Annotated in this window: 4 protein-coding genes and 1 pseudogene; all 5 read right to left on the reverse strand. The window is 63.6% G+C overall.

Features of this window, described 5'->3' with window-relative positions:
• Nucleotides 1–364, reverse strand: a pseudogene (locus tag VN004_RS01330) (hypothetical protein); the annotation flags it as partial.
• Nucleotides 361–771, reverse strand: coding sequence for a cupin domain-containing protein (locus VN004_RS01335; RefSeq protein ID WP_325606304.1), 411 nt, complete (start codon nt 769–771; stop codon nt 361–363). The pseudogene VN004_RS01330 and the gene VN004_RS01335, both read right to left, overlap by 4 nt.
• On the reverse strand, nt 768–1,649 hold the full coding sequence (locus VN004_RS01340; protein ID WP_325606305.1) for an NAD(P)-dependent oxidoreductase: 882 nt from the start codon (nt 1,647–1,649) through the stop codon (nt 768–770). Before VN004_RS01340 ends, VN004_RS01335 begins: the two co-directional genes overlap by 4 nt.
• Nucleotides 1,646–2,719, reverse strand: coding sequence for a LacI family DNA-binding transcriptional regulator (locus VN004_RS01345; RefSeq protein ID WP_325606306.1), 1,074 nt, complete (start codon nt 2,717–2,719; stop codon nt 1,646–1,648). Before VN004_RS01345 ends, VN004_RS01340 begins: the two co-directional genes overlap by 4 nt.
• A gap of 91 nt (nt 2,720–2,810) precedes the next feature.
• The coding region (locus VN004_RS01350) for an ABC transporter substrate-binding protein (RefSeq protein ID WP_325606307.1) at nt 2,811–3,543 on the reverse strand (733 nt) is incomplete at its 5' end.

A 3,543-nucleotide genomic window follows, 5' to 3' on the forward strand; every position in this document is an offset into this window, starting at 1 on the left:
CATCCATCGGGCTGTCGATATCGGCAAGCTCGATGGCCGGCCCGATCGCCGCGATTGATTGGGCGACGTCCTCTTCGCTCGCTCCCGCCGGGATATCTCGCCCGATCTCGATTGCGATTTCGGGTTCGGCGACCGGCTTGGTCCAGCCCGCAAGGGACACCGTCGCGCCATCGGGCAGCACCGCGTGATCAAGGAGAAAGCCGATCAGGGGCTTGTCGATCCGCAACTTCTCCTTCGCCGCCGGAGCGCCGAAGCCGACCTTCCACCCGATCCGCCGCGCTCCCGAGCGCCTGCGCTCATCGAGCAAGGCGAATTGCCGGCGCATCCCCGCCTCGATGCGGGGATCGTGCAATGCTGACGTCATGCGTGGCTCGCCGGATCGACTTCATAGCCGGAGTCCTCGATCGACCCCGCGCCCATCCAGCCCCAGACCAGGACGACATCCTCATCGGACGTGTTGTTGAAGCCGTGCCAGCATCCGCGCGGCGAATACACCACGTCGCCCTCACCCGACGGCTTGTCGCCCTCGTCGGTATAGATGTGTCCCTTGCCCTTCAGCACGATGAAGAACTCATCGCAATTGTGATGGCGGTGGCTCTCGTGCCGGGCGCCCGGCTTCAGCACGGTCCACCCGACCACGTGATCGGCGCCCGCCGATTTCTTGTCGATCAGGAGCTGGACCTGCATCTCGACCCACCCGTCCTTGCGGGCGAGGCCCTCGACCTTGGGCACGTCCCGGATATTGGTGCGATACATTTTCGGCGCGGTCACTGTTGTCCTCCAAGGCGTCGATAGACCTGATGCGCGACCACGAAATCGTTCTGGTCGATGCCAAGACCGCGGCACGCATTCATCAATTCATTGGCGGCGGCCGCAAGCGGCACCGGGCTGCCGAGCTTTCGGCCCATGTCGAGCGCAAGGATCATGTCCTTCTGCTGCAGGGTCACATCGGCCAGCGGCACCGCAGGCATCTTGCCTTCGAGAATGAAGGGGCCGCGATAGCCAAGGACCGGCGACGCCGCGACGCTCTTGAGGATGGCATCGACCGCGACCTCGCGAGAGACGCCGCCCTTCTCCGCAAGCGCCACCGCCTCGCCAAAAGCGATCACCTCGACCATCAGCAGGAGATTGACCGCGATCTTCATCTTGACCGCAAGGCCGCTCTCGCCGATCCGCGTCACCTTCGGGCCGATCGCGAGCAAGACCGGTTTGACCTTCTCGAAGGCCGCCTCGTCGCCGCCGACCATCACCGAGGCATTGCCCTGGTTGAGCGTCACCGGCGAGCCGGAAATCGGCGCATCGAGCATGACGAGGCCCCTGGCCGCGAACGCATCCGCCACCTCGCGCGTGACTTCGGGCGCGATGGTGCTCATGTCGATATAGATGCCGCCGGGCTTCAGCCCCGAAATGATGCCGTCCGGTCCGAGCGCAACGTCCTTCACCGCCTTGCCATCGGTGACAACGGTGAAGACCACATCGGACACCTCGGCCACGGCGCGCGGCGTATCGGCCCAGGCCATCCCGGCATCAAGGAGCGGCTTTGCCTTGTCCTTCGTTCGATTCCAGCCGGTCACCTTGTATCCCGCGGCCTGCAGGCGCGGCACCATGCCAAGTCCCATCACGCCAAGGCCGACAAACCCAATTCTCACGCGCCTTCTCCTGCAACTTCCCTGATTTTTCGTGATGTCGTTCCGCGAAACGGCGCCGTCGATTGCCGGACCACCAGTTCGACCGGCAGCACCAGATGATGCGGCTCCGCGGCTTCGCCTTCGATCATGTCGATAAGAACGCCGGCCGCCTCGAATCCGGCCTTGTAGTGCTGCACGCGCACGGTGGTGAGCGCCGGCGAGAGCCGGTCGGCGAGCGGCATGTCGTTGAATCCCGTGACCGAGATATCGCCCGGACAGGACAGGCCATGACGGCGGAACGCGGAGATGGCGCCGATTGCGAGCCGGTCATTGGCACAGACCACCGCGCTGAACGGCCGGCTTGCCGCCAGCAGCTCCTCGGCACAGCGCTCTCCTTCCATTTCATTGAAGGCCTTGGCAAAGGCCGCGCGCATCGGCCTCGTCTGCAGACCGGCATGATCGCGGTGCCGCATGAAGGCATCGTAGCGGTTGAAACCCGTCGACACAGTCTGCGGTCCTGCGATGCAGGCAATGTCGCGATGGCCGAGCGAGACCAGATGCGTGACCAGCCGGCCGATTCCGTCATCCTCGTCATGCACCACCGAGGAAAACCGAACGTCGTCGGTGCGCCGGCTTACGGTGACCACAGGAATGTCAGCGGCGAGGCGCGACACCATCCGATCGCTCCGCAGCACGCTCGTCAGAACAAGCCCGTCGACCCCACGCGCGCGCATCGTTTCGAGAACCTTCACCTGGCGCCGCGTGTCGCCATCGGTGTTCGCCAGGATGGCGACATAGCCATACTGTGCGAGGCCGTCTTCGAGTCCGCGAATGATCGGCGGGAACACAGCGTCGGTGATGTCGGGCACAACCACGCCGATGGTCCGCGAGCGGCTGGTCTTCAGCGAATAGGCGGCGAAATTCTGCCTGTAACCGAGCCGGCGGCTCGCTTTCCGGATCTCCTCGACCAGTTCCGGAGCGACCGGATGGCTGCTGTCCGGGTTCAGCGCGCGCGAGACCGTCGAGACATGCACGCCGACTTCGCGCGCAAGGTCTTTCAGCCCCACTCGTGCCCGCTTCCGCGCCTTCACTTGCTTGTCCTCACGCCTTGCAGAAAGCGGACACCGGCCGCAAGCCGCCGGTGCCCGTATCCCTGATGAAAGTTTTTCGTCGGCATCGCTCTTATTTCTGAGCATCTGCGAAGGGAACGATCAGATCGCCGGCCTTGTATTCCTTCGGATAGACAACGATCTGCCGCGACCAATCGGTAAACTGGCTGAGGTCGCTACCGGTGATCCCCTTGAACTGGATGCAGATGATCCGCGGGGACTTCCACTCGCCGTCAGGTCCGAACGAGATCGGCCCGATCACGGTGTCGAAGGTGTTGGCTGCAATGTATTTCGCCAGCACGTCATCGCTCAAAGACTTCGTCTCGGTCACGGCCTTGGCGAGGATCTGGCCAGCCGCATAGGCGTATGGCGGATAGGTGTAGCCGAGCGGGTCGAGGCCGAGATCCTTGGCGCGCTTCTGGTATTCGGCCATCATCTCCCTGGTGCCTGCAAATTGCAGGCTCGGCGCCGGAATGTAGAATTCGTTGCTGATATAGCCGTTGATCATCGGGCCGAGCTGCTGCTTGATCCCGGTCACCAGAAGACCGAGCATGGCACCGCCGATGATCTTCGGCTTGAACTGGATTTCGTTCGCGGCGCGGATGATGCCGGCGGTGTCGATGGGGAGGGTCGCTGCGAAAACGACGTCCGGATTGGCCGCCTGGAGGGCCCGCACGGTCGAGCTGAATTCCGTGGTCGATGGCGGGTAGGTGCGATCGAATACGATCTCCATTCCGAGCTTCTTGGCATTCGACCGTGCGCCATCGAGCGCGTTACGCGAATATTCGACGTCGGCTCCGATCAGC

It is taken from the genome of Pseudorhodoplanes sp., from assembly GCF_035565855.1.
In the GTDB taxonomy this organism is placed as follows: Bacteria; Pseudomonadota; Alphaproteobacteria; order Rhizobiales; family Xanthobacteraceae; genus Pseudorhodoplanes.